The following is a 20,183-nucleotide window of genomic DNA, read 5'->3' as shown; positions in this document are numbered from 1 at the left end:
TGTTCTGAAACCGTATCACGACGCGGGACGGAGCCGCCCTCGGTTACGTGCTGTCTCCGCTGCTCTGGTCACCGGCGGTGTCGCCGGACTTGTCGCCCGACGTGTCGGCGTTGGACTGTGCGTCCTCCGCGCGCTTCAGTGCGTCCTCGAGGTCCTTCTGCGCCTGGCCGTACGCCTCCCAGTCGCCCTTCTTGAGGGCTTCCTGGCCGGCTTCGAAGGCCTTCTGCGCATCGTTGAGCGCCTCTTGCACCGTCGGGTTCTCGTTCGTCGGAGGCTGGGTCGTCCCTTCCTCCGGCGGCTTGGTGACGGCGCCCTCGGTCCCGAAGACCGTGTTGAGCGCCTGTTCGAGTGTGTCTTCGAAGGCCGTCTTGCCTCCGTACGACACGGCGACCTTCTTCAGCAGCGGATACTCGGCGTTGCTGCCCTGCACATAGATCGGTTCGACGTACAGGAAGCCGTTGTCCATAGGCACCGTGAGCAGATTGCCGAAGATCATGTTCGACTTCGACGTCTCCGCGTTCCGCGTGAACTCCTGGACCGCCGGGATCGAGCTCAGCTTGCTCTGCCACTGCACCGGTCCGTCCACCTCGGACTCGCCGGTGACCCTGAGCAGCCGCAGTGTGCCGTACTGGGCGCTGTTCGCATCGGCGTCCACCGCCATGTACGCGGCCAGGTTCGGCCGTCCGCTCGGGGTGAAGGTGGTCGTCAGCGAGAACCTCTGCTGGTCGTCGCCGGGCATCTTCAGCGACAGGTAGTACGGCGGTACGGCGACGCGGTCACCGCTCGTCGGGTCGTTCGGCACCTGCCACACGTCACTCGCGTTGTAGAACTGGTCGGCGTTGGTGACGTGGTAGACGCCCAGCTGCTCGCGCTGCACCTTGAACAGGTCCTGCGGGTAGCGCAGATGCTCCTTCAGCTCGGCCGGGATGTCGGACTTCGCCTTCACCGTGCCCGGGAACGCCTTCTTCCACGTCTTCAGGACCGGGTCCTTGTCGTCCCACGTGTAGAGGTTGACGGTGCCGTCGTACGCGTCGACGGTCGCCTTGACCGAGTTGCGGATGTAGTTGACCTGGTTCTGCTGGGCGACCAGCGTGCGCTGACTGTCGTCGTTCGTGAGCGCGTCCGTGGTGGTGGTGCCGAGCGTCGTGCGCGATGCGTACGGATAGCCGTTGGTGGTGGTGTACGCGTCGACGACCCATACGACCCGCTTGCCGATGACGGTCGGGTAGGCGTCGCCGTCGATGGTCAGCCAGGGAGCGACCGCCTCGACGCGCTCTTTGGGCGTGCGGTTGTAGAGGATCTTCGAGCCCTCGCCGATGGCACCGGAGTACAGCATCTGCGGCTCACTGAACACGGCCGCGTACGCGGCGCGGTTCAGCGGGTTCGACAGGTCGATGCCGCCCTTGCCCCGGTACTGGTACGTCTTCTGGCCGCCCGCCTCCTCGTAGTCGAGCTCCTTCTGGGGCCCGCCCACGATCGAGTACTGGGTCGTCTTCTCGCCGAAGTAGATGCGCTGCTCGTAGCCCTTGTTGAAGGTGCCGGTGGTGGGCAGGCCCTGCTCGGTGAAGGCCGGCGAGCCCTCGGAACCCGGCTGGATCTCCGTGCCCTTGGCCGCGATCGCGCCGTACCCGTGTGTGTAGATGAAGTGCTGGTTGATCCAGTTCTTCTTGTCGACGCGCTCGAGGTTGAGCTCACGCAGACCGATGATCGTGTCCTGGCCCTTGTACCGGTCGACGTCCAGCGTGGTGGGGAACTGGTAGTACTTGCGCTCCTGCTCCAGCTGCTGGAACGTCGGCGAGACCACGTTCGGGTCGTTCAGCCGGTAGCTGGCGACCGAGTCGGCCTGATCACGCTGCTGCTCGGCGTTGCCGCTGTCGCCCGTGCCCGAGATCTCGTCGACCTTCACGCCGTCGATGCCGTACGCCTTGCGCGTGGCCTCGATGTTCTTCTCGATGTACGGGGTCTCCTTGGCCTGCTCGTTCGGCTTGACCTGGAACTGCTGCACGATCGCCGGGTACAGCCCGCCGATGAGGATCGCGGAGAGCACGAGCAGACCGAAGCCGATCAGCGGCAGCTGCCAGGTGCGCCGCCACAGCGTGGCGAAGAACAGCAGCGCGCAGATCACGGCGATGCAGAACAGGATCGTCTTGGCCGGCAGGTACGCGTTCGCGTCGACGTACCTCAGGCCCGTCCAGTTGTCCGTGGCCTTGAAGTCGCTGGACTTCACCGCCAGGCCGTACCGGTCGAGCCAGTAGGCGACGGCCTTGAGCGCGACGAAGAGGCCGAGCAGCACGGACAGGTGGCCGGTGGCGGCGGCCGTGGCGCGCGCGCCGGGGCTGGTGATGCGCAGCCCCCCGTACAGGTAGTGCGTGAGGGCGGCGGCGATCAGCGACAGCACCGCGGCGGCGAAGCCGAAGCCCAGCAGGAAGCGGTACCACGGCAGGTCGAACGCGTAGAACGACACGTCGAGGTTGAACTGCGGGTCCTTCTGGCCGAAGGGCACGCCGTTGACCCACATCAGCCAGGTGCGCCACTGACCGGCGGCGGACGCGCCCGCGATCAGCCCGACCAGCGCGGCGATCGAGGGCAGGAGCCACTTCTTGTACGGGGCGATGCCCATGCGGTAGCGGTCGAGGTTCTGCTGCTCCATGGACATGGCGCTCAGCGGAGGCCGCAGCCGGTGCGCCAGCCAGATGTTCACGCCGACGGCCAGCGCCATGAGCAAGCCGAAGACGAAGAACAGTCCGATCTTGGTCCACAGGGTGGTCGTGAAGACGGACGAGTACTTCACGGACCGGTACCAGAGCCAGTCCGTCCAGAACCCTGCGAACATGACGAACGCCATGGCCAAGGCGGCCAGCACGCCCAGTGTCATGAGCAGGGTCCGGACACGCCGGGACGGTCGGCCCACTCTCATCCGCTGCCCTGTCGGGCCTCCGCCGCGGTCCGGCATCTGGAAAGCCAAGGTGCGCACCTCGAAGTCGCTGTCGGTCTCTGGGCCCCGCGATCGCCGGGCCACACCTATGCAACTTACTGATGCTTTACTCAGTTCCCGCTTCCGGGGCAGAACGAGGCAGGATTGTGACCATGTCCAACACCGCCTCCTCAGGCACCCCCATGGCGGCCGGTCCGCTGACCCGTGCCGTCCTCGAGATCGACGAGTACGTCGCGGGGCTCGGCTGGGATCAGCCGGCCCGGCTGTTCGCGCTCGTCGACACCGTTCAGCTGCGTTCCCAGGAGCCGGGGCTCGCGGAGCGCCTCGGCCTCGCCGATGATGCGTCCGCCGGTTCCTTCACCCCCATCGAGCAGGAGGAGCTTCCGGCGGACAGCCCGCTGGACGACTTCCTCGGCACGATCGCCTGGCCCGACGCCGTGGTGGGCTGCGCGCTGTCCGTGGAGCGGCTGATGCTGCCGGCGTCCGCGGAGGCCTCCGTACCGGACGACCTGGACGAGGCATCGCTCGCGCAGTGGGTGGCTGCGCATCCCGAGCGGCAGGAGGTGCGGATGACGGTCGCGGTGCTGCGCGACGGGGAGCGTGAGTCGGCGCTGCGGCTGCGTGAGAAGGATGCGTCGACCGAGGTGCTCACGGGCTCGGACCTGGTGCCGGGCCTCGCCGAGGCGCTGGCGGCGACCTTCGAGGACTAGGCCGCACCCTGAAGCCGTACCCCTGAATGACCCGGTCTTGTCCCGGGCGCTACCCCTTGGTGGCGCACCGGGGCAGGTCGGCCGTCTTTCCCTCGCGGATGTCCTCGAGGGAGTTCAGCGCGTCGTCGATGGTGTCGACCTTCACGAGCGTGAGCCCCTCGGGGACGTCCCTGGCGGCCGCGGCGCAGTTGTCCTTGGGGGTGAGGAAGTACTGCGCGCCCTTGGCTCGGGCGCCGACCGTCTTCATCTGGATCCCGCCGATCGGGCCGACCGTGCCGCTGTCGTCGATGGTGCCGGTGCCCGCGACGAACGTGCCGCCGGTGAGACTTCCCGGCGTCAGCTTGTCGTAGATGCCGAGCGCGAACATCAGACCGGCGCTGGGGCCGCCGACGTCGGCCAGCTTGATGTCGACGGTGAACGGGAACGTGTGATCCGTCCCGGCCTGGATGCCGACGATCGCGCGGTCGCCGTCGTCCGCCTTTTTGGTGATGATCGTCACCTGCTGGGTGCGGGTCGCCTCCTTGCCGTCCTTCTCTGCGGCGGCCTGCTCCTTGGCGGGGACGACGGTGAAGACGACGTTCTCGCCGGGCTTGTGCTTGGTGACGAGTTCGGCGACGTCCTGCGGCTGCTTGACGCTCGTGCCGTCGACGGCCTTGATGACGTCTCCCGCGTGCAGCCTGCCGACGGCCGGGCTGTTCTTGAGCACCGACTCGACGATCACCCACGACTTCACGGGGATGTCCAGTTCCTTCAGGGCGGCGACCTTGGCGCTCTCCTGGGACTGGCTGAACTCCTCGGCGTTCTCCTGCGTCGACTGCTCCTCCGTCTGTCCGTCCGGGTAGAGGGTCTCGTGCGGAACGATCTTGCTGTCGTGCGCGAGCCAGCCGTAGACGGCCTGGACGAGGTTCATGTTGTAGTCGGCGCTGGTGACCCTGACCGTCGTCATGTTGAGGTGGCCGGTCGTCGGGTACGTCTTGTGGCCGGAGATGTGCAGCACCGGCTCGCCGTCGTGATCGCCGAGCGTGTTCACCGTGGGACCCGGGGTCATTTCCGAGTAAGGCACCTGGATGAGCACTCCCGCGCAGAGCAGCGCGATCAGCATCAGAGTGGAGGCGAGCATCGTCGCAGTGCGGCGTGGCATGGAACGACAGTACGGGACGGGTCTGTCAGTGCACTTCCGGGGCCGTCCGTAAGGGGCTCGAGGCAGTCAGGCGGCGTCGGGGCCTGAGTGGGACCTCTCCATCGCCTGCCGGAAGCGCTCATACCCGGCGAGCTCCGGGCCGTCCCCCGTCTTGCGGTGCCTGGTGGCCCAGCTGCCCCATAGGCCCGCACCGATCGCGGCCACAAGCGGAATCAGCAACCACGCGAGCGCCGCCATGCCGACCTCCCAACCCCACAAGCAACCGCAAACGACTGATCGGCAGCTGATCAACAGCCTATGAGCAGCCGATCAGCAGATTAACCATTCGCACCGTCAACGCTCCTGGCGGGGGTGCGGTTACGCAACTGGAATGCTTTTCGGTAAGTAGGGACTTCGGCCTCACCGGCGAAACGACGGTGCTACGCCCCCACCCACTCTTCTGTCCCGTTCGAGAACTTCTGATGTTTCCAGATCGGAACTTCGTGCTTCAGGTCGTCGATCAGTTTCCGGCATGCTTCGAAGGCCTCTGCCCGGTGTGGGCAGGAGACGGCGACGACGACCGCGATGTCGCCCACCCTCAGGTCGCCGACGCGGTGGACGGCGGCGAGGGCACGCACCGGGTATTCGGCGACGATCTTCTCGGCGATGCGGCGCATCTCCGCCTCGGCGGTCGGATGGCTGGAGTATCCGAGCGCGTCGACGTCGGAGCCGCCGTCGTGGTTGCGCACGGTCCCGACGAAGAGCGCGGTACCCCCCGCGGCATCGTCACCGGCGGCCCGGAACACCTCATCGACGGAGAGCGGAGCGTCACGAAGCGCAAGAAGCCGGATGGGATCCTGCCCGGCCTGCTCACCGGGATGGTCATAGGTGCGTGCCATAGCCCCATGGTGCCCCACACCCCCACCACAGGGGCAGCCGCCCCGCACACACACTGCGGACAGAGATCCCTACCGCTGCGGGCAGGCACCCCCACCGCTGTGGGCAGGCGTTCCGCAGGGCGGAACGGGTGGGCACAGCCCCCGACGGCGGTCACCGCGCGTGATAAGCCCACCGCGGACGAGGCAGGGCGCAGCCCAAAAGCACCGCCACGCGCGCGTGAGACGTCCGCATGGACAGGGCAGGGGCGCCAAGCCCCGAAGACCGGGGCTTGGCGGGGCGCTCAGCCCCGCCGCCGAGCCTTCCGAGCCCGCCGAACCACCGCAGCCGCCCCCAGCAGAGCCACCGTCGCCCCCGCAGCCCCCGCCGCGGTCGCGTCCTTGCGCCCAAGCCGCCGCCCGGCCACGGTGTGCCGCCCCGCGACCTCCTCGAGCAGCTCCGCGAGGACCTCCTCGTTGGTCCACCGCGGCCGCCACCCGGCGTCGTGCAGCCGGCTGACGCTGACGACCCACGGATACATCGTGTACGCGAGGTCGCCCGCGGGCGACGGCGTGAGCCCGATGCGGTGCAGCCGTGCGGCGGCCCCCAGGGCGACCGCGGACGGCAGCTCCATACGGCGGATCCCGCTGAGCTCCTCGACCTCCTCCTGCTCCAGCCACCCGTCGCAGCCGACGGCCAGCTCGCCGTCGACCTTCTCCAGGACGGCGTACTCGAGGGCGCTGCACAGGTCCTCGACGTGGCAGAACTGCCACGCGGGGTGGGAGCCTGCGACGACGAGGAGCCGGGGCGACTCGAAGTAGCGGGTGAGCGCCGTGTCCGTATCGCCGACCAGGACGGCGGGCCTCACCACGGTGACGTTCAGCCCGGGATGCGCCCGGGGCGCGCGGCGGGCGAGCCGCTCGATCTCGAGCAGGTCGCCGACGCCGGTGCCCTCGGCGGTGGCGCGCAGCTCCGCGTCCTCGGAGAGCGGCAGCTCGTTGTCGGGCAGCGCCCCGTAGACCATGGCGGAGGTGCACAGCACCACGCGGTGGACGCCGGCGGCGGCCGCGGCGGTGAGCACGGTCTGGGCGCCGCGCACGTTGTAGGCGGTACGGGCGGCCGGGTCGGTTCCCAGGTCCAGGTCGACGGCGAGGTGCACCACGACGTCCGCGCCGCGCAGCCGCTCGGCGATCGCCGGGTCCCGTACGTCGAGGATGTGCCACTGGGCGGACGCGCACTCCCCGCGGCGTTCGTCGATGGCCACGACCTGCTTGATGTCGTCGCTGGCGGCGAGACGCTCGGTCAGCAGCGCCCCGACGCCGGACGCGGCGCCGGTGACCGCCACGACGGGCCCGCGCGCGGCGACCGACTCGGCGGCCCGAAGCGCCGTCGTCGAGGGGTGGCGGTCGGGCGACGGGCGGGCTGATGGGTTTCGCGGTGCGCGAACCTGCGGATCTGGGGAACTCACCGGGCGTCTCCAGCGGTTGTCTTCAGTACGTTCGTGAATGACGCGCACGTACCAGGTGGGATCCATCCTGCCGCAGGCCCCCCGTCGGCGAAGCACTGAGGCCCGATCCCGTCATGGTGTCTACGCTGGGTGGTGAAGTTCGGGCAGCCGCCGCCGGTGTCGTACCGGCGGCCTAACAAGCCGAGGAATCCCGTGAGTGACACCCCATTCGGATTCGGCCTTCCGCCGGAGGAGCCGGAGAACGGCGACGAGGGCAAGAAGAAGGACCAGCAGGGCGGCGGTGGTGGCCAGGGACCTGCCAACCCCTTCGGTTTCGGTCTGCCCGGCGCAGGCGGCCCGGGCGGGGACAATCCGTTCGCCGCGATGTTCGGGTCGCTGAACCCGTCCGACCTCGGCGCCGCCTTCCAGCAGCTGGGCCAGATGCTCTCGTACGAGGGCGGCCCGGTGAACTGGGACATGGCCAAGCAGATCGCCCGCCAGACGGTCGCCCAGGGCTCGCCCGACGGCACGAAGGACGCGAGCGTCGGCCCCGCCGAGCGCGCTGCCGTCGAGGAGGCCGTGCGCCTGGCGGACCTGTGGCTGGACGATGTGACGTCTCTGCCCTCCGGGGCGGGTTCGGCGCTGGCCTGGAGCCGCGCCGAGTGGGTCGAGGCGACCCTCCCGGTGTGGAAGGACCTGGTGGACCCGGTCGCCGAGCGCGTCGGCGCGGCCATGGGCGATGTGCTGCCCGAGGAGATGCAGGCCATGGCGGGCCCGCTGCTCGGCATGATGCGCTCCATGGGCGGCGCCATGTTCGGCACGCAGATCGGGCATGCCGTGGGTGTGCTGGCGGGCGAGGTCGTCGGCTCGACCGACATCGGTCTGCCGCTCGGCCCGGCCGGGAAGGCCGCGCTGCTGCCGGCGAACATCGAGGCGTTCGGCAAGGACCTGGGCGTGCCGAAGGACGAGGTCCGGCTCTATCTGGCGCTGCGCGAGGCGGCCCACCAGCGGCTTTTCGCGCATGTGCCGTGGCTGCGCTCGCATCTGTTCGGTGCGGTCGAGGGGTACGCGCGCGGGATCAAGGTGGACACGGCGAAGCTGGAAGACGTCGTCGGCCAGCTCGACCCGCAGAACCCGGAGCAGCTGCAGGACGCCCTGCAGCAGGGCATGTTCCAGCCGGAGGACACCCCGGAGCAGAAGGCCGCGCTGGCCCGTCTGGAGACGGCGCTGGCGCTGGTCGAGGGCTGGGTGGACGCCGTGGTGCACGAGGCGGCGAAGCCGCGCCTTTCGTCGGCGAACGCGCTGCGTGAGACGTTGCGCAGGCGCCGGGCGACGGGCGGCCCCGCCGAGCAGACGTTCGCGACGCTGATCGGGCTCGAGCTGCGCCCGCGCCGGCTGCGCGACGCCTCCCGGCTGTGGGCCTCGCTGACGGACGCGCGCGGGGTCGACGGCCGGGACGGCCTGTGGGCCCACCCGGACATGCTCCCGACCGCGACCGACCTGGACGATCCGGACGGCTTCGTGCACCGCGAGCACCTGGACTTCTCCGAGCTGGACAAGATGCTCGGCGAGGCCGCGGGCGGCGCGTCCGACAAGACCGACCTCCGCAAGGGCGAGCCCGAAGGCGTCAAGAAGGACGAGTCCGAGGGCACCGGCAGCGACGACCGTGAGGGCGACGACGGCAAGTGAGCCTTCACGACGACGCCGTCCTCGTACTGGAGCGCTACGAAGGCCGCGAGGTTCCCGAGGACCAGGCAGAGCTGCGCCAGACGTATCTCGATCACCTGGGGGCGTATCCGGACGGGATGTGGAAGGCCTGCTCGGCCGGGCACATCACGGCGAGCGCCCTGGTGATCGACCCGCAGCACGAGCGCGTGCTGCTCACCCTCCACGGGAAGCTCCGCATGTGGCTGCAGATGGGCGGCCACTGCGAGCCGGGCGATGCGACGCTCGCGGACGCGGCGCTGCGTGAGGCCACGGAGGAGTCGGGCGTCCCGGGGCTGACCCTGCTCGGCGGGGGCCCGGTGCGCCTGGACCGGCATCTGACGCCGTGCGCCTGGCATCTGGATGTGCAGTACGCGGCGCTCGCCCCTGCCGGGGCTGTCGAGGCGATCAGCGACGAGTCACTGGACCTGCGCTGGTTCGGATACGACGAGGTGGCCGACGTCGCCGACGAGTCTGTTGTGCGTTTGGTGAAGGCGACGCTGGAGCGCCTTCCGGTGTGACCTCGCAGGGGCGCCGACGCCTGTGTGACGGGGTCGAGGGCACCGTCGTGTAAGGGGCGGCCGCCATGGGCAGCCGCCCCTTACACATGCTTGGTCCTTGCAGGTCAGTTCCAGGCGTTGCCCTGGTTCTGGCCGCGCGCTCCGTGCTGGCCCATCCCGTACTGGGCGCGCAGGCCCTGGCCGATGACGGCGTTCTGCGGGGGCAGCAGTTCGCTGGGCTGCACCAGCGCGAAGCCCTCGCCCATGAAGCTCAGCTCCCAGCCCTCGCCGGTGTTGCCGCGCCGCCGCCACACGCCCGATGAGTGCGTCTGGGCCTGCATCTGGATCCGCAGGCTGGTGGACCACGCGACGACGGCGTCGGCGTCCGCGTTGACGTACTGGTTGGGCGTGACCTGCAGCATCAGCGGCCGGCCCGAGGTCATGAGGGCGACCTTGCCCCGGCCGGTGATGTTGAGCTGGTACTTGCCGGAGCCGGAGATGCCGTACTGGCTGTCCACGGCGATGACCTGGTGGGTGAGCGACGAGTCGAGCGCGAGGACGTAGCTGCTGTCCACGGTCAGACCGTCCTGTTCCACGTCCACCACGTGGATGTACTGCGCCAGGTTGGCGAGATAGACGGTGCCCTGGCCGTGGCAGCGCATCAGGTCCAGGCCCTCGCCGGTGTTCGCGCGGGCGCGCCGCTGCTGCCTGCTCTGGTACTCGGCGTCGAACTCGACGAGGCCCTGGTAGGCGACCATGGCGCCCTTGCGGGCCAGGACGTCGTCGTGCCCTTCCAGGGCGACCCGCAGCATCTGCGGGTTCTGGACGGTGTACCGCTCCTGGGTCTGCTGCTCTGTGTGCGCGAAAAGCGGGCTCTGCATGGTGTGTTCGTTCCCCCTCAGCCCCGGATCCGGAGGCGGTCGGTGCTGTCCTCACTGGGCTGTACGACGACGATGCCCTCTCCCGAGAAGCCCATCTGGTAGGCCTCGCCGCTGCCGCGTCCGACGAGCGCGCCCGCCCTGAAGCTGCGCTTGCCCTTCACCTTGAGGTTCGGGGACCAGGCGACCAGCGCGTCGGGGTCGACGTACGTCTCGTCCTCGCCGCGGCCGCAGTCGACGACGATGGGCTTGCCGCGCGAGGTCAGCGCGACGTATCCGTTGCCGGAGATCTTGACGTTCCACAGGCCCTGGCCGGCGAACTTGGCGAGTCCCTTGACGCGTTCGACGCCCCACTGGAGGCTCGCGTCGAAGGCGAGGAGGTTGCTGCCGTTCACCGATATCGCGTCGCCGCCCAGGTTGATGACGACGACATCCGCTCCGTAGTCGGCGAGGTAGAGCAGGCCGTCTCCGGAGCACTTCATCAGGGGGGCGCCCTCGCCGGTCATCCAGTCGCGCGCGATCTGCCGTACGGCCGGCGGGTTCGGCTCGTACTGCACGAACCCTTCGTAGGCGATCATCGAGCCCACGCGCGCGAGGAGGTCGTTTCCGGTCTGCATGGCGACCTTGAGGATGTTGTTGCCGTGGTTCTCCATGCGGGCGGCGACGGGTGCGGGGGCGTAGCCCGCGAGCTGCTTGTTCATGACGGGCTCCCTCAGACCTCGTACGGCTGGACGACGATGAAGTTGCCGGGCGCGCCGCGGAACTGGAGGTTCACGCTCTCGCCGCTGGCCCCCGCGTAGGCGCCCGCGCGCATGCGCACCTGGCTGGAGACGATGGCCTGCGCGGCCGCTGACCAGGCGACGACGGCGTTGCAGTCGGCGAACGTCGTCGGCGTGACGGGCAGCACGACGGGGGTGCCGTGGGTCTTCACGACGACGGTGCCGGTGCCCTGGAACTGCATGACGAACAGCGCGCCGCCGGGGATGCCGTGGCCCTCAATCCTGCGCACCTCGTACTGGAGCGGCTCGTCGAAGGCGAGGACGTTCTCGGCCGATACGCAGATGGCGTCGCCCTGGAGCTCGATGGGGTGCAGCTGGGTCTCGTTCTCGGCGAGGAAGACCTGGCCGCGGCCCGTGCAGCGCATGAGCTGCATCTCCTGGCCGGTGGCGTTGCCCACGATGCGGCCCGCGAAGCCCGCGCCCTTGTAGCTGAAGTCGACCTTGCCCTGGTAGAGCACCATGCTGCCCTGCCGGGCGAGGACCGGCGTGTCCCCCATGCCGAGGTCGACGCGGATCATCTTCTTGTTCTGCTGGGTCCAGCGCTGCCCGGTGGGCTTCTCGCGGAAGGCCTCGAGTCCGGCGGCCACGCCTGGAGCGACCGGCGCTGCCGCCTGAGGGGCTCCCTGCGGTGCTCCGTACGGGGACGGGGCGCCCTGCTGGCCGGGTAGCTGGCCGCCCGGCGGCTGGCCGTAGCCGGGCGGCGGGGCCGGTGCGTGGGGCGGCTGACCGTAGCCGGGAGGCGGCGTCGGAGCCTGCGGCTGCGGGTATCCGGGCGGCGGCCCGGGCTGCCCGGCAGGCTGTCCGTACGGCGATGGGGCCGCCGGCGGCGGCACGGTACCGGCACCCGGTGGGGCCAGCGGCGCGGCGACGGTCGGCGCGGCGTGCACCGAGGGCGCCGGAGCTGGGGGCGGTGTGGGTGCCTGAGGCGGAGCGAATCCCTGTGCGGCGGGCTCGGGGGCGGGCGCGGGCGCGGCCGGAGTGCCGAACGCGGGCGGCGCGGAAGCCTGGGCGGGCGGCGCGAACGAGGGCGCAGGGGCGGCGGCCTGCGCAGGTGGGGCGAAACCGGGGGCACCGCCCGCCTGGGGCTGCTGTGCCGCCGGCTCCTCCTCCGCCACCTCGCCGCCGAAGTTCTTCAGCAGGGCCTCGAGTCCGCCGTCGAAGCCCTGCCCGACGGCGGCGAACCGCCACACGTCCTTGAGGTAGAAGTCGCCCAGCATCACGGCGCGCTCGGTGGAGAACTCGGCGCCGCTGAAGGCGTAGCGCGCGACCTCCTCGCCTCCCGCGACGATCCGGATGTAACCGGGCCCGACCTGCGACATCTGGCCGGCGCCGTCGATGGTCGCGGTGAAGGAGAGCTTGTGGATGTGCGCCGGTATGCGGTCGAGGGTGACGCGGAACGACTCGGTGTCGCCGGCCTGCGCGCCGAGCAGCTGAATCGACTCCTCGGGGGTCTTCGGCTGGTTGAAGAAGACGAAATAGCGGTCGTCCGAAAGCTGCTCGTTGGCATCAAGGCCGAAGCAGCTGATGTCGAACGTCAGCCCGGGGCCTGAGATCTGCACGCCTACGTACAGATCCGTCCCCGCGGTGAGGTCACTGATCCGGGCCTTGTGGCCGCGTTGGAATTCCCTGGCCATGCGTAACGACCGTCCCCCATCCCGAAATTGACTGCGTCGCGCCAGGCTAGCCGCAAACACCGACAACGGACGAAGCCGGTACAGACCCGGTACAGAATCAACGCTCCGGACACGGCGGGAGTCTTCCCGCGTCAATGCGTCACGCCACGCGCGCGTGCATGCGTCGCTCCTGGCGCGTACGTCGCTCCGCGCGCGCGTCACTCGCTGCGCGTGCAGCGGTCATTCGCCGCGTGTGCGTGCAGCGGTCATTCGCCGCGTGTGCGCGCAGTGGTCATTCGCCGCGTGCGGCCGGGACGTGCGGCAGCCGGTCGGCCGCAACCACGCCTTCGAGATAGCCCCGGGCCCGCTCCGTCCGCGGATACGCCTCGAGCAGCTGCCAGAACCCCGGACCGTGTCCGGGGACGAGAAGATGCGCCAGCTCGTGGAGAAGGACGTAGTCCACGACGTACTCCGGCATACCCTGCAACCGGTGGGAGAGTCGGATGCTGCCTTCCGCCGGTGTGCAGGAGCCCCAGCGGGTGTTCTGATTGGTCACCCAGCGGACCGAGGCGGGCCGGGCCCGGCCGTCGAAGTACTGGTCCGACAGCCGCTGGGCACGCTCCGTCAGCTCGGCATCCCCCAGCACCCGCTTGCTCTCCTGGGCCGCGAGTTTGTCGAGCATGACCCTGACCCAGCGCTGCTCCTCCGCCTCGGACATGCGGGCGGGGATCAGTACGACGGTGCGGTCGCCCTCGCGGTATGCGGAAACCGTTCTGCGTCGGCGAGCGCTCCGGCGGACCTCGACTGCGCCCGCCCGCGAGCCGCCTGACGGCGGGCTGGTCGTGCTGCGCTGATGGCTTCCGGCGCGGTGCAAGGGGTCGGCGGACACGCCCCGACGTTACCCGCTCAGAGTGCGGGAAGTCCTGCCTCCCGGAGGGTTCGCCACCGATCCACTCCTCGAACACCTGATTAATACGACTAATCCCCGCGCCTGTGGATAACTCCGCGCATCCCTCCGCTCCGCCCCTGCATGCTGGCGACCGACAGCGACCGGCAGAGACCCGGAAATCCAGTCGGCAACGGGGGACGTCATGCATCCGATCCTGAAACCCGCGCTGCGGCGCGGCTGGCGCGACCGCCACACCGTGCAGTGCGGTGTGACACCCGCACACGCGGTCCTCCTCGGCCCGGTGGACACGGCCACCGCCAGCTTCCTGAACCTGCTCGACGGAACCCGCGGACTCGAGCTGCTGCGCGACGAAGGCCGCCGCACAGGCCTGCCCGACGGGCATGTGGACAGGCTCGTCGAGCGCCTGTCGGCAGCAGGGCTCCTGGACGATGCGACAGGCGGTGGCCCCACCGCCGAGGACCTCCGCAAGCGGGAGAGCGCCCTCCAGCGCCTGCAGCCCGACCTGGCATCGCTCTCGGTCGTCACACCCGAACCGGGCGGCGCGATGAAGACGTTGGCGGCGCGTCGCACCCTGCGCGTGCAGATCCAGGGCGCCGGCCGGGTGGGGACCATCATCGCCTCCGTCCTTGCGGCAGCCGGTGTGGGCCACATCGATGTTCAGGACATCGGATGCGTCGAACCGTGGGATCTGGCACCGGGCGGCCTGCCTGCCGAATCGGTCGGCGACCGCAGGACGGACGCCGCACGCCAGGCCGTACGACGAGCAGCCCCTGACCGCCCACCCCGCCGAGACAAGTCCCGGAAGACCACGGCAGGCGAGCCCGGGCTGTCCCTGGTCATCCTCGCCCCGCGGGACGGCCTGGCCGCCCATGCCCCCGACCCGGCCGCGGCAGAACCGCTCATCTCCTCGGGGACGCCTCACCTCTACGCAGGAGTGGTGGAGGCAACCGGCGTGGTCGGCCCTCTGGTACTGCCCGGCACGACGGCTTGTGCGGGCTGCCTGTTGCAGGGACGCACGGACCGGGATCCCGCCTGGCCTCGTCTGCTGGCGCAGTGGCGCTCGGGGCAGCAGCGTCATGTCACCGCCTGCGACACCGCTCTGGCGACGGCGGTCGCAGGTCTGGCGGCGGCACACGCCCTTGCCTTTCTGGACGGAGGCGCGCCGGCGAGCACCGGAGCCCGATGGGAGGCGTCCCTGCCAGGACTCGACTGGCACCCGCGACCCGTGTGGCCGCACCCCGCATGCCCGTGCGGGGCCGTCGAGCAAGGTATGAGTGAACAGACCTCGGATGACGGGGAGCGGCACGAGACAATGGCCGGGTGACCGCCGCACAGGGTACGGCTGTCTGGGACTTGGAGGGGCGCATGTCTGATCTTCCCCGGAAGGCGGTCACCCGTACCGCCAAGCTCGCCGCGCTACCGCTCGGCTTCGCCGGGCGCGCCACGTGGGGGCTGGGCAAGCGGATCGGCGGCAAGTCGGCGGAGATCGTGGGCCGCGAGCTGCAACAACGCACCGCGGAGCAATTGTTCAAGGTCCTCGGGGAGCTGAAGGGCGGAGCCATGAAGTTCGGGCAGGCCCTGTCCGTCTTCGAGTCCGCGCTGCCGGAGGAGATCGCCGGCCCCTACCGCGCCGCGCTGACGAAACTTCAGGACGCGGCTCCCCCGATGCCGACCCGCACCGTGCACTCCGTACTGGAGGAGCGGCTCGGCGAAGAGTGGCGCGAGTGGTTCCTGGAGTTCGAGGACAAGCCGGCCGCGGCCGCGTCGATCGGCCAGGTGCACCGGGCCGTGTGGCACGACGGGCGCGAAGTCGCCGTCAAGGTGCAGTACCCAGGCGCCGGCGAGGCGCTGCTGTCCGACCTGACGCAACTCGGCCGCTTCGCACGGCTGCTGGGGCCGCTGATTCCGGGCGTGGACGTCAAGCCGCTCATCGAGGAACTGCGCGACCGTGTGTCCGAGGAGCTCGACTACGGCATGGAGGCACAGGCCCAGCAGGTCCATGCCGAAGAGTTCGCGGACGACCCTGATGTGCTGGTGCCCGCGGTGGTGCACCAGTGCGAACAGGTGCTGGTGACCGAGTGGATCGACGGGATACCGCTGTCGGAGGTGATCGCCGACGGCCTCCCCGAGCAGCGCGACCGGGCAGGTCAGCTATTGGCCCGCTTCCTCTTCTCGGGACCCGCGCGCACCGGTCTTCTGCATGCGGACCCGCACCCGGGCAACTTCCGGCTGCTGCCCGGCGACAACGACGACTGGCGGCTGGGGGTACTGGACTTCGGCACGGTGGACCGGCTGCCCGGGGGACTGCCGTCCACGATCGGCGACTCGCTGCGCATGGCACTCGACGGCCGGGCCGAGGCGGTCTACGAGATGCTCTGCGAGGAAGGCTTCGTCAAGGACGAGGTAGAGCTCGACCCGGAGGCGGTGCTCGACTATCTGCTGCCCATCATCGAGCCGGCGCAGGTCGAGGAGTTCGAGTTCACCCGTGGCTGGATGCGCAGCCAGGCCGGGCGCATCGCCGATCCCCGGTCGCCCGCCTATCAGTTGGGCAAGCAGCTGAACCTGCCACCGTCGTATCTGCTGATCCACCGGGTGACGCTGAGCACGATCGGCGTGCTGTGCCAGCTGGGCGCCAGGGTCCGGCTGAGGGACGAGCTCGAGGCGTGGCTGCCGGGTTTCGCCGAGGAGGAGCCCTTGACGGGCGACGCGGATACCGCGGACGACTGCGCCGACTTCGCTGAGGAGGAGCCTGCGGCTGAGGCGTGACCACGTTGGGGGCCGGTGGGCGGGAGGGGTGGGAGGGGGAGGGGGAGGGCCCCCGGAGGCGCCGCAGGGTTCGCCGGCCACGCACTGCGGGGGCCGGTCCTTGTCGGACCGGCCCCCGCGAGGAGCACATCTGCGTGTGGTGCCCGGCTGCTGCCGTTACTGCATGACCGCCATGGCCAGGGCGCGGCGGGCGCGGAGCGACGCGCGTTCGGCGCGGCGCTGCATCCGCCGGGCGGCGGCCAGGCGCACGGCCTGGCGTTCCGCCTCGGCCTCACGCAGGCGCTCGTGCATATGCGCACGGGCCAGGGCTTCTGGGATGAGTTGCATCTCTCGGGTCCTGTTCTGACGCGAGTCGGTCGCGCCGGTGGTGGTGGAGTCTGGGGTCGCGGAGCCGATGGGCTCGTTGGTGGACGTCGTCATCGGGGCCTGCTTCTGGGGGTCGTGCGTGTGAGGGCGGTCGATCGTTCCGGTGGCGTTCATGCGACGACCGGGTTCTTGCGCGGGCGGCCACGCGGCCGCTTGCGGGCGACCACGACGCCCTGGACGAAGAGCTCGCCGCCCCAGACGCCCCAGGGCTCGCGCCGCTCCTTGGCGCCGGCGAGGCAGGCCTCGATGAGCGGGCAGGTGCGGCAGAGGGACTTGGCGTACTCGACGTCGGCCGGCGACTCGGCGAAGAAGACCTCCGGGTCGTAGGAGCGGCAGGGGACGGGTACGCCGAGGTTCTCGATGGCGTCGTCGAGCGCGGTGAGCGCGGTGAGCGGGGTCAAGGCGGAGTCCTCCGTGAGGCCGGGCGGGGTGATCGTTTGTGAAGGCGGTACGGACGGGGCGCGCGCTTCGAGTTGCACGGTTGGTCTTCCTCGTCTGGTCGTTCCGGCCTGTTGGCCGGGTGGCGGCTGGTACCGGGTCTTTCCTTGTCCCGAGGCCCCTTCGCTCCGTCATCCCCGTTGGGGGCAAACAGAAGGGCCGCGGATCCCGGATGGGGTTCCGCGGCCCTGAAGGCGCCTGGCCTGATGGCGTATCAGGCTGGATCACTCCAGGGTTCGAGCCCACGGAAGGCCCACATCGTGTGGTGCTGCGTCGTCTTGCGGGATCCGGCACCGGCCGCCGCAAAGGCATAGGCGGACGCCTGTGCCACTGCTGCTACTGCTTCCGGTGCCTGGGTCGGTCGCTCATTGCGCTCACGGATCTCAAGACCCGAGAGAGGCATGGAGGACGCCGGACGCACGGCGGTAATGCCGGACAGACCGGTGCCCAGGTTGGAGAGGCCGAGCAGGCAGGAGGCGACGACCGAGCGATCGGTCAGTTTGGCGGTGCTGATGGAGCTGGTGTTGATGCTGATCACTTCAATCGCCTCCTCTCGGCGTCTTGGGGACCGGTCAGGACCGGCCCGGGGCTTTCAAGTACAGCACGGATCCGGGGCTTCGAGAAGCCGCCGTGTCCGTGCCTAAGAACCTATGGGGATTGCTGGGGCATGCGCAAACTATTTTTCCGACGAGTTTCGGTCAGCCTTCTTCGTCGTGGCTGTCACGGGTCTCACCTGCGCAGATGGCCAGCACATCGGCTCCGAACCGGTTGAGTTTGCGCACTCCGACGCCGGGGATACGCGCCAGCTCGGCCTCCCCGTCCGGTGCGGCCTCAGCGATGGCCATGAGTGTCTTGTCGGTGAAGATGCAGAACGCGGGCTGCCCCAACTGGCGGGCTTCGTCGGCGCGCCAGTCGCGGAGTCGTTCGTAGAGGCCCTCGTCCATGTCCGAGGGGCAGTCCTCACAGCGCATCAGCTTCATTTCGCCGGCGTCGGTGAGGGTGCGGCCGCAGACGCGGCAGCGGGCGGGTGTCCGGGGCCCGCGCCGGGGTCGTGCGGCCGTGGTGGCGATGTTCCTGGATCCGTGTTCGATGCCGCCCGCGCCGACGGGTGCACCCGGACCGCGGGGCGCGGTGGTGGATGAGCCTGGTCGCAGGCCGTCGAGGAAGCGGCTGGGGCGGCGGTTCGGGCGGCCGCCGGGTGAGCGGGCCAGTGCCCAGGAGAGGAACACGTGCTGTCGTGCCCGGGTGACGCCCACGTAGAGGAGGCGTCGTTCCTCCTCTATCTGTTCGTCCGTTTTGGCGTAGGTGATCGGCATCATGCCTTCTGCTACGCCGACGACGAACACGGCGTCCCATTCGAGGCCTTTTGCGGCGTGCAGGGAGGCGAGGGTTACGCCTTCGACGGTGGGGGCGTGCTGGGCGGCTGCGCGCTCGTCGAGTTCGGCGACGAGGTCGCCGAGGGTGGCTGACGGCTGGGCTCGGGCGAAGTCCTCGGCGAGGCGTACGAGGGCGGCGAGGGACTCCCAGCGCTCGCGGACGGCTCCGGAGCCGGCTGGTGGCTGTGTGGTCCAGCCTTTGGTGGAGAGCACGGCACGCACCTGGGACGGCAGGTCGACGGCGTCGTCGAGGAGGGTGTCGTTGGCGCCGAAGCGGGCGGCTCCGCGCAGGGCGGCGCCTGCTTCACGTACTTCGGTGCGTTCGAAGAATCGTTCGGCGCCGCGCAGCTGGTAGGGCACGCCGGCGTCCGCGAGGGCTTGTTCGTACGTCTCGGACTGGCTGTTCGTGCGGAACAGGACTGCGATTTCGCTGGCGGGGACGCCGGAGGCGATGAGGTCGCGGATGCGGTGGGCGGCGCCTTCGGCTTCGGCGGGCTCGTCCAGGTACTCGGTGTAGACGGGTTCGGGGCCGGGTTTCCGCTGGGAGATGAGTTCGAGGCGGTGTTCGGCGGCGCGGCCGCGGGCGTGGGAGAGCAGGCCGTTGGCGAGGTGGACGATCTGTGGTGAGGAGCGGTAGTCGCGGACGAGTTTGACGACGGTGGCGCCGGGGTGGCGTGTCCGGAAGTTCAGCAGGTGGTCGGGGGTGGCGCCGGTGAAGGAGTAGATGGTCTGGCTTGCGTCGCCGACGACGCAGAGGCTGTCGCGGTCGCCGAGCCAGAGTTCGAGGAGGCGCTGCTGGAGGGGGCTGACGTCCTGGTATTCGTCGACGACGAAGTGCTGGTACTGGCTGCGGACGTGGTCTGCGATGTCGTGGCGGTCCTGGAGGATGGCGACGGTGAGCAGGAGGACGTCTTCGAAGTCGATGACGGAGCGCTCGCGTTTGAGGTCTTCGTAGGTGGCGTAGAGCTGGGAGATCTCGGCGGGGTCGCGGGGGACGTCGCGGCCGGCTTTGGCGGCGGCCGCGAGGTAGTCCGAGGGGACGGTCTGGGTGACTTTGGACCATTCGATCTCGGCGGTGACGTCGCGGAGCTCGCCCCGGTCGAGGCGGATGCGGCAGGCGGCTGCGGCGTCAGCGACGAGCTGGATTTTGCGTTCGACGAGTCGTGGCAGTGGTCCGCCGACGGCTTTCGGCCAGAAGTACTGGAGCTGGCGCAGGGCGGCGGAGTGGAAGGTGCGTGCCTGGACTCCGGCGGCGCCGAGCTGGCGGAGGCGGCCGCGCATCTCGCCTGCGGCGCGGTTGGTGAAGGTGACGGCGAGGACGCTGGACGGCTGCAGTATTCCGGCGCGGACGCCGTAGGCGATGCGGTGGGTGATCGCCCGGGTTTTGCCGGTGCCTGCTCCGGCGAGTACGCACACCGGTCCGTGCAGGGCGGTGGCGACCTCACGCTGCTCGGGGTCGAGCCCGTCGAGTACGGCGTCGGCGCTGTCCGGAGCCTGCGGGAAGAGGGTGGAGTGCGTTGCTGGTGTCACCCCGCCATGCTGCCAGGTCCCCGGAGGCCCGTGAGCCGGTTGTCCACAGGGGGGCGGTTGCAGTCGTACTAATGCGTGCTGCGCGTCCTCATGCCTGCGCTGCACGTCCTCATGCGTGCGCTGCAGGTCATGTTTCGTGCGGTCCGTGTCACACCGTGCGCGATGTGACGCACATGCGGCAGCCGGCGGGAATGGTTGCCCCTGTCACGTACGTTCTGTCACTGCGACCGATCAT

At 69.9% G+C, this 20,183-nt stretch carries 17 protein-coding genes; 5 read left to right on the top strand and 12 right to left on the bottom strand.

The genetic code is table 11. The annotated features are described in order from the left end of the window. Positions 1–43 precede the first annotated feature (43 nt). A complete protein-coding gene (locus STSP_RS10775; protein ID WP_067275333.1) occupies positions 44–2,953 on the bottom strand; it encodes a UPF0182 family membrane protein in 2,910 nt (969 codons plus the stop codon). A gap of 134 nt (positions 2,954–3,087) precedes the next feature. On the opposite strand from STSP_RS10775, the gene STSP_RS10770 reads away from it, so the two are divergent. Further along, on the top strand, positions 3,088–3,645 hold the full coding sequence (locus STSP_RS10770) for a PPA1309 family protein (protein ID WP_067275303.1): 558 nt from the start codon (positions 3,088–3,090) through the stop codon (positions 3,643–3,645). Positions 3,646–3,694: 49 nt separating this feature from the next. On the opposite strand, the gene STSP_RS10765 is transcribed toward STSP_RS10770, so the two are convergent. The 3 genes from STSP_RS10765 to STSP_RS10755 all read right to left on the bottom strand — a co-directional run bounded on the left by STSP_RS10765 (position 3,695) and on the right by STSP_RS10755 (position 7,109). Next, positions 3,695–4,786, bottom strand: coding sequence for a YlbL family protein (locus STSP_RS10765; RefSeq protein ID WP_067275299.1), 1,092 nt, complete (start codon positions 4,784–4,786; stop codon positions 3,695–3,697). A gap of 419 nt (positions 4,787–5,205) precedes the next feature. After that, complete coding sequence (locus tag STSP_RS10760; protein ID WP_067275298.1) at positions 5,206–5,664, bottom strand: molybdenum cofactor biosynthesis protein MoaE; 459 nt, start codon at positions 5,662–5,664, stop codon at positions 5,206–5,208. Positions 5,665–5,945: 281 nt separating this feature from the next. Then, positions 5,946–7,109 (bottom strand): SDR family oxidoreductase, encoded by a 1,164-nt coding sequence (locus STSP_RS10755; RefSeq protein WP_078067061.1) that lies wholly within the window; start codon positions 7,107–7,109, stop codon positions 5,946–5,948. A 192-nt stretch (positions 7,110–7,301) separates the two neighbouring features. Here STSP_RS10755 and STSP_RS10750 point away from each other — a divergent pair, with 192 nt between their 5' ends. Both STSP_RS10750 and STSP_RS10745 read left to right on the top strand, forming a co-directional pair. Beyond that, positions 7,302–8,777 carry a zinc-dependent metalloprotease gene (locus tag STSP_RS10750; protein ID WP_067275295.1) on the top strand — a complete coding sequence of 492 codons (1,476 nt, stop codon included), beginning with the start codon at positions 7,302–7,304 and terminating at the stop codon, positions 8,775–8,777. Continuing rightward, positions 8,774–9,313 carry an NUDIX hydrolase gene (locus STSP_RS10745; RefSeq protein WP_067275291.1) on the top strand — a complete coding sequence of 180 codons (540 nt, stop codon included), beginning with the start codon at positions 8,774–8,776 and terminating at the stop codon, positions 9,311–9,313. Before STSP_RS10750 ends, STSP_RS10745 begins: the two co-directional genes overlap by 4 nt. Before the next feature lie 104 nt (positions 9,314–9,417). Here STSP_RS10745 and STSP_RS10740 read toward each other — a convergent pair whose 3' ends face one another. The 4 genes from STSP_RS10740 to STSP_RS10725 form a co-directional block, all read right to left on the bottom strand. After that, entirely contained in the window at positions 9,418–10,173 is a 756-nt protein-coding gene (locus STSP_RS10740) for an AIM24 family protein (RefSeq protein WP_067275288.1), read from the bottom strand. Between the two features lie 17 nt (positions 10,174–10,190). Further along, positions 10,191–10,871: an AIM24 family protein gene (locus tag STSP_RS10735; protein WP_067275286.1), complete on the bottom strand. Its 681-nt coding sequence runs from the start codon at positions 10,869–10,871 to the stop codon at positions 10,191–10,193. An 11-nt stretch (positions 10,872–10,882) separates the two neighbouring features. Beyond that, positions 10,883–12,583 (bottom strand): TerD family protein, encoded by a 1,701-nt coding sequence (locus STSP_RS10730; protein ID WP_067275283.1) that lies wholly within the window; start codon positions 12,581–12,583, stop codon positions 10,883–10,885. Between the two features lie 271 nt (positions 12,584–12,854). Next, the gene (locus STSP_RS10725; RefSeq protein ID WP_067275281.1) at positions 12,855–13,451 is read right to left on the bottom strand and encodes a M48 metallopeptidase family protein; all 597 of its coding nucleotides are present in this window, start codon (positions 13,449–13,451) and stop codon (positions 12,855–12,857) included. A 202-nt stretch (positions 13,452–13,653) separates the two neighbouring features. Between STSP_RS10725 and STSP_RS10720 the strand changes: the two genes are divergently transcribed. Both STSP_RS10720 and STSP_RS10715 read left to right on the top strand, forming a co-directional pair. After that, positions 13,654–14,796: a TOMM precursor leader peptide-binding protein gene (locus STSP_RS10720; protein ID WP_067275278.1), complete on the top strand. Its 1,143-nt coding sequence runs from the start codon at positions 13,654–13,656 to the stop codon at positions 14,794–14,796. 41 nt (positions 14,797–14,837) lie between these two features. Further along, complete coding sequence (locus STSP_RS10715; RefSeq protein WP_067275331.1) at positions 14,838–16,238, top strand: ABC1 kinase family protein; 1,401 nt, start codon at positions 14,838–14,840, stop codon at positions 16,236–16,238. Between the two features lie 156 nt (positions 16,239–16,394). On the opposite strand, the gene STSP_RS10710 is transcribed toward STSP_RS10715, so the two are convergent. The 4 genes from STSP_RS10710 to STSP_RS10695 form a co-directional block, all read right to left on the bottom strand. Then, a complete protein-coding gene (locus STSP_RS10710) occupies positions 16,395–16,718 on the bottom strand; it encodes a hypothetical protein (protein ID WP_067275277.1) in 324 nt (107 codons plus the stop codon). Then, positions 16,715–17,083 carry a WhiB family transcriptional regulator gene (locus STSP_RS10705; RefSeq protein ID WP_067275275.1) on the bottom strand — a complete coding sequence of 123 codons (369 nt, stop codon included), beginning with the start codon at positions 17,081–17,083 and terminating at the stop codon, positions 16,715–16,717. The genes STSP_RS10710 and STSP_RS10705 overlap by 4 nt, the downstream gene beginning before the upstream one ends. A gap of 173 nt (positions 17,084–17,256) precedes the next feature. Next, entirely contained in the window at positions 17,257–17,580 is a 324-nt protein-coding gene (locus STSP_RS10700) for a hypothetical protein (protein WP_067275273.1), read from the bottom strand. Positions 17,581–17,740: 160 nt separating this feature from the next. Next, on the bottom strand, positions 17,741–19,948 hold the full coding sequence (locus tag STSP_RS10695; protein WP_232789584.1) for an ATP-dependent DNA helicase UvrD2: 2,208 nt from the start codon (positions 19,946–19,948) through the stop codon (positions 17,741–17,743). Between the last annotated feature and the right edge of the window lie 235 nt (positions 19,949–20,183).

It is taken from the genome of Streptomyces jeddahensis, from assembly GCF_001642995.1.
GTDB classification, from domain to species: domain Bacteria; phylum Actinomycetota; class Actinomycetes; order Streptomycetales; family Streptomycetaceae; genus Streptomyces; species Streptomyces jeddahensis.
Note: the sequence above shows the minus strand (reverse complement) of the source record. Positions and strands in the feature narration are given on the sequence as shown.

Excerpts from the sequence above, each read along its gene's own strand:
- STSP_RS10775 (WP_067275333.1), bottom strand. The coding sequence starts at position 2,953 with ATGCCGGACCGCGGCGGAGGCCCGACAGGGCAGCGGATGAGAGTGGGC.
- STSP_RS10770 (WP_067275303.1), top strand. The coding sequence starts at position 3,088 with ATGTCCAACACCGCCTCCTCAGGCACCCCCATGGCGGCCGGTCCGCTG.
- STSP_RS10765 (WP_067275299.1), bottom strand. The coding sequence starts at position 4,786 with ATGCCACGCCGCACTGCGACGATGCTCGCCTCCACTCTGATGCTGATC.
- STSP_RS10760 (WP_067275298.1), bottom strand. The coding sequence starts at position 5,664 with ATGGCACGCACCTATGACCATCCCGGTGAGCAGGCCGGGCAGGATCCC.
- STSP_RS10740 (WP_067275288.1), bottom strand. The coding sequence starts at position 10,173 with ATGCAGAGCCCGCTTTTCGCGCACACAGAGCAGCAGACCCAGGAGCGG.
- STSP_RS10735 (WP_067275286.1), bottom strand. The coding sequence starts at position 10,871 with ATGAACAAGCAGCTCGCGGGCTACGCCCCCGCACCCGTCGCCGCCCGC.
- STSP_RS10730 (WP_067275283.1), bottom strand. The coding sequence starts at position 12,583 with ATGGCCAGGGAATTCCAACGCGGCCACAAGGCCCGGATCAGTGACCTC.
- STSP_RS10720 (WP_067275278.1), top strand. The coding sequence starts at position 13,654 with ATGCATCCGATCCTGAAACCCGCGCTGCGGCGCGGCTGGCGCGACCGC.
- STSP_RS10715 (WP_067275331.1), top strand. The coding sequence starts at position 14,838 with ATGTCTGATCTTCCCCGGAAGGCGGTCACCCGTACCGCCAAGCTCGCC.
- STSP_RS10710 (WP_067275277.1), bottom strand. The coding sequence starts at position 16,718 with ATGAACGCCACCGGAACGATCGACCGCCCTCACACGCACGACCCCCAG.